At 64.3% G+C, this 5,133-nt stretch carries 5 protein-coding genes; all 5 read right to left on the minus strand.

The window, feature by feature from the left end; translation table 11 throughout:
* Positions 1–1,327, minus strand: a 1,327-nt coding sequence (locus tag HMPREF1137_RS05185; RefSeq protein WP_007589653.1) for a hypothetical protein, incomplete at its 3' end; no start/stop codon positions are given.
* Positions 1,328–1,346: 19 nt separating this feature from the next.
* A complete protein-coding gene (locus tag HMPREF1137_RS05190; RefSeq protein ID WP_007589655.1) occupies positions 1,347–1,835 on the minus strand; it encodes a hypothetical protein in 489 nt (162 codons plus the stop codon).
* 53 nt (positions 1,836–1,888) lie between these two features.
* Positions 1,889–2,431: a hypothetical protein gene (locus HMPREF1137_RS05195; protein WP_007589657.1), complete on the minus strand. Its 543-nt coding sequence runs from the start codon at positions 2,429–2,431 to the stop codon at positions 1,889–1,891.
* 292 nt (positions 2,432–2,723) lie between these two features.
* A complete protein-coding gene (locus HMPREF1137_RS05200; RefSeq protein WP_050980940.1) occupies positions 2,724–4,271 on the minus strand; it encodes a DUF2079 domain-containing protein in 1,548 nt (515 codons plus the stop codon).
* The gene (locus tag HMPREF1137_RS05205) at positions 4,268–5,116 is read right to left on the minus strand and encodes a glycosyltransferase (protein ID WP_007589652.1); all 849 of its coding nucleotides are present in this window, start codon (positions 5,114–5,116) and stop codon (positions 4,268–4,270) included. Before HMPREF1137_RS05205 ends, HMPREF1137_RS05200 begins: the two co-directional genes overlap by 4 nt.
* Positions 5,117–5,133: the final 17 nt, after the last annotated feature.

Genomic DNA, 5,133 nt, shown 5'->3' on the forward strand with positions numbered 1-5,133 from the left:
CGGCGCCGGTCGTACCGGTCACGCCGGAAGCGCCCGCACCGGCCGCACCGTTCGCGCCGGCCACGGAAGCGGGGGGAGTGTAGGAACCAAAACCCGAACCCGAGTACGTGCCCACGCGCAGGTTCGAAGTACCCATAGCGCCAGCTGAACCGGTCGTGCCCGTGATACCACGCAGGCCGCCCATACCGAGGCCGTTCGCCGAACCCGATGCGCCAGAGGCTCCGCCCAGGCCACCAAAGCCCGAACCCATGCGGGCGGCACCGCGCATGCCCAGCGCGCCAGCGCCCAGCACACCAGCGCCACCCAGACGACCAGCCATGGCAGCGTCAGATGCAGCGCCGCCGTTGAGGCGCCACAGTGGATGCTGCGCATCAGCGGGGGGAGCCGGGGTGTGGCCGCCGACGACGCCGTTGCGATACGTGGTGCCGTTGACGCGCGTGTGGAGCAGGTCGGTGTCCATGAGGTCCTGCGGGTCAGTGATCGGGTTCGTGCGCGAACCCAGCTCGCCGTACGGCAGCTCCTGCTTGGGGACGGCTCCAGAGGCGATCACGCGGTTACGAGCAGCAGCCGCATCGGCCTCACTCCACCACGGCTTATCGAAGCCGCCCGGGTAGCCCTCACCGTTACGGCCAGCCTCACGACCAAAACCATTCTCCGGCGAATAACCGCCGCCTCCATCTCCGCGAGTGTGGGTTTTCCCGTCAGAAGGTGTGGTGCCGCCATGATCGCCCGAATCGGGATCCGCTGTAACTGTGGCGATGTCGACGTGTTTCCCCTTGCGCACGTCCGACATTGTTCCTGACAAGTCAGTGGTCCGATTGTTAATCGTATCGAGGACACGTTGGCAGGATTCTTCGCGCTGGGCATTCGCCTGCGCCTCGACGCCTGCGACGTACGCTTCTCCTGTTGTAATGCGCATGGGGCCGAGTGCGATCCCACCACCAGGCTTATCGGACGGAACGAAGACAAACTTGTCGTCGCGCATTGCTGCGGTCTCGGCGTCAAGAAGGCTATCACTGATGTTTTGACCTTCTGCGTAGGCAGCTGCCATCGCATCGCGTGCTGCCGTGTAGACGGTGTGGCCGGCCTCGTATTGCTTACGGTAGTTGTTGATTCGATCGATCGATGTTTCGACCCACTTGTCCATCGCTTCCGCAGCTTTGCCAGTAAAACCGTGGCTCTGCCGATACTCCTCGAGTCGCTTTACTGCATCATCAAAACCATGGATAGTGTTCTCGTGCTCGGTTTCCCAGCGCTCGAGGTCGCCGTTGGCCCTTGCGTGATACAAAAAGGTTTTGAGCTTGTGATAGTTGGGTGAAGACACCATGATGAACGCCTTTTTTCTCTTAGTCGTCGTACTCAGTTGCAGCACCAGTGTCAGAGGGGGCGCCTGTGGTTCCCTGAGTATCAGTGGAAGTGGGCACTGGTTTCACATCTTTCTCAGTCACAGCGTATCCGCCGTTTTCGAGAGCCTTCTTAAGATTGCGTGAGGCCTCTGAATCAGAGACCGTGTGAAGAGCATCCTTGACCTTATGGAATGAGTACTCGGCATCCCACTCGGCGTCCTTGACTGCTTCCATCACATGCTTCGTCTCGGTAATGAAGGTTGAGATGAGAGCATTCTCTTCCTCGAGAATCTTCGAGATGTCGCCGAACAGGCCCGCGGTGCTATGACGCATGGCTGCGGGACCTCTTTCGTTCCCCCACGCGGTGAAGTCTTGCGCGGCGCTGAGCTTGTTAGTGTTCTCCGAAGAGTTCTTGACGGCAGCCCCACCATCCTCCGCATGAGGGAGTGCTTCTTCCTGCTTCTTGTGACGGTACGCCAAATCTGTCACAGCATTCTCCTTATGGTGACGGGATGTGTTTCGCGCAGTTCCGCGCGTGGTTCTTATGATTTGACCTTGAAGCGGCGGACGATAGGTTGCGCGGGCTGATCGGGGCCGTCGATCTTCATAGTCCACACGTAAGTGGTGTCCTTGTCACTGCCTTCGACCTCAACGGTCCATGAGGAGTAGTACTGGCAGTCCTGCTCGACGCACAGATCGTAGGTGTCTTGGCCGAGGCGCCAGTAATCAGTGGCCGACATGAGTCTGTATGCGTAAGACTCTTTATCAACGGAAATCGTTCCGTTTTCTTCCAGCTTGAACGGTTCTTCGAAGATGCCATCGCTCTGACCGATTAGCTGCGCGCCGACCATGTTGTTCAGGGCGTTGGCTTTTTCGACGATCTTGTTCTTCTCGGCGCCGGAGGCGGAGTTCATCTGGCTGATGAGGTCGCGCTTGATGCCTTCGGGGATGTTCTTCATCGAGGCGATGTCCGTAGAATTCGAACCTCCACCGCCGGGGAGCCTTATGCAGCCGGTCAGACCAACGGCCACCAGAAGCAGGGACGAGGCCGCTGCAAGGGTGCGGCGAGACGCGAGAGAGGACATACTTTTCTCCTACTGTCAGACTGGTCAATCATATGCGACTTGTTGACCTGCGTGTCAACAAATGACAACACCGGGAGGGCCGAGCGCATCGTCGTCGCAGGAGCGCGTCATTGACGGTTGCCGACCGTATTATGACGCGGGAAGATGGGCCGACTGATACGTGGCGCCGATGAACCCATGCAGGTGTCGTGACGCAACCGGCGACCGCCGTGAATTTATGAACCCCAGTTAAAATTGGACATGTATTCGACACCGAGGTGAGCGACGAGATGCTGCCTCACTGACATACCGCTTACGAGGTACGCCTTGCGACGCGGAAGCCCTGCTTGGCGTAGACGGTCTCGTAGGAGTAGCCGGGGTGGGCGGCGCTCCCCCACGACTCGGCGTCGACCTGCTGATCGCCCCACGCGTAGGAGCGCGCATCGATGACGACATACTCCGGCGGGGTATCCATGGTGCCAGTCGTTCCCACCCAGTAGACCTCGCGACCGGGCACGAGGCGCGCGAGCAGCGTCGTGTCGGTCTCGACGCTCACCCCCTCAGGCACCGCGTCGAGCGCGCCGAGGGCGGCGGCCATGCGCGGATCCTCTTTGAGATCGGGCAGGTGCCACATTGGCAGGGACGAGGCCGTGAGTGCCAGAGACAGTGCGGGGATGCACGCGACTGCCCACGCGGCCACCCGCCATCCGCGCGTCTCTGAGGCCGTGGCAACCTGATCGGCGCGCAGATCGTTGAGCGCATCCTCTCCCACAGCCTCCGCAAGCGCGGAGGCGGACGCCGAACGAGAGGCCCGCTTGGGAGCGAGCCACTGGTCGATGACATCCAGCAGGGAGCACGCGGCGATGGGGACGAGCACGGCGTTGTAGTGCCACGAGTCCCACACGTAGTAGGTCTCGACGGAGCCCGCGAAGCGCCAGGCGAGCGTCGGAGCCACCAGCGCGAACCAGGGGGACCCGGTGCCCACGAGGCCCGCGCCGGCCGCGAGGACGAGGAGCGTCACGAGCTTGACAGAGGGAGTCGTCAGAATGTCCGACAGGGAGGGGATTGCGCGGGCGGAGGTGGTTCCACCGGTCGGCGTGCCCGCGCCGGTGGCGGAGCCGTCGAGCGAGTAGGCCCACGTGCCCGCCGGGTTCATCGCCGGGAGCAGCACCTTGACTGTGAGCGCAAACGCGACGATGCCGAACAGAGCGTACGCTAACGACCGCAGGACAGCGGCACGCCCGTCGTCTCTGCGGCGCCACGCGATCGCGAGTCCAGCGACGAAGACCGTCAGCCCGAGATCCTCCTTGACAAGAACCAGCGGCGCCAGCCACGCCATGCACGCCCCCCACCGTCGTTCGACGAAGGCAACTCCACCGAAAGCCAACAGCGGGACGGCCACGCAGACCTCGTGAAACTGGGCGCCAACCGCACCCTGCAGCCCCCACCCCAGGCCGTAGGCAAGACCGACGAGGAGCGCGCCGCCTCGACCGAGGAGACGCTGCGCGAGGCGCGCGATCGGCGCGGCCGACGCGGCTATCAGCACGTCCTGGATGACGAGGAGGGTCAGCGCGGAGGGGAAGAGACGGAAGATCGGACCGAGCAGCGCCAGGATCGGATGGAAGTGATCACCCAGCAGGTTGTAGCCGGGCCCCTTGATGGGGACGATGGGTGCCTCGAAGCGCGAGTAGGCCTGGACGGCCTCGGTGAAGATGCCAAGGTCCCACGAAGGGGCGACAAGCGCGCGCCACTGCGCCACCGAGTAGCAGACGTAGAGTGCGCCGACGACGCAGGCGATGAGGGTGGGCAGCCACCAGGTCACCACCAGGCGACCGACGGCTAATCGATCCGGGCCCTTCACCCGACCATCTCCGCGGGGCGCGCGTCAGAAGAATCAGATTCTTCCGCCTCGTCGCGGGCCGAGGCCGGGGCCGGGTAGGGCACGCCGATCCCCTGTTCATGGTCGGCGCGGCGCTTCGAGCGCGCGTCGGAGTGGAAGAGCTGGCTGACCGTGGCGCGCACGGCGTCGAACATGCGCGCCGGGCGGTTGAGCGAGCCGAGCGAGCGGTCCGCGCCAGAGTGGGCGAAGTTGCAGGGGACCTCCATGACGGACAGGCCCGCGCGCAGCACGCTGATAGTCATGGCGGCTTCGAGCACGTAGCGGCCCGCGAAGGGCATGGCCGCGTCGATGGCCTCGCGCGTCAGGCAGCGCTGGTAGCTGAGGGGGTAGTGGCAGTTCCAGCCGGTCTTGCGGCGGATGAGCCGGCGGGCGACGCCCGGCCCGTAGCCGGAGTACTCGCGTCCCGTCGCCGGGACGGCGATCGCCATGTCGGCCTGGCGGGCGAAGACGGCCTCGACGAGGGCGGTGGCCTCGACCGCGGATTCGCCGAGGTCGGGGGAAAGAAGCAGGATGTGGCGGGGCGGCCCGTCAGGGCGGTCGCGCATGGCGGCGACCTTCACGCCGGTCTCGATCGCCGAGGCACGCCCGCGCTCGACGGAGTGGCGCACAACGACGGCGCCGGCGGCTCGGGCGGCGCGGCCGGTGTCATCCGTGGAACCATCGTCGACGACAATGAGGAGGTCAACGCTGGGTATCGCTCGGCACGCGCGCACGGTAGCCGCGACGGCGCGTCCGACGTTGTGTGCAGCGATGACGGCGGCGACGCGCTGCGGCTGGGAACCTCGAGATCCGGCAGGATAGTTCACGACTAACAGTGTACGGG

The sequence above is a fragment of the Actinomyces sp. ICM39 genome (genome assembly GCF_000282935.1).
In the GTDB taxonomy this organism is placed as follows: domain Bacteria; phylum Actinomycetota; class Actinomycetes; order Actinomycetales; family Actinomycetaceae; genus Pauljensenia; species Pauljensenia odontolytica_B.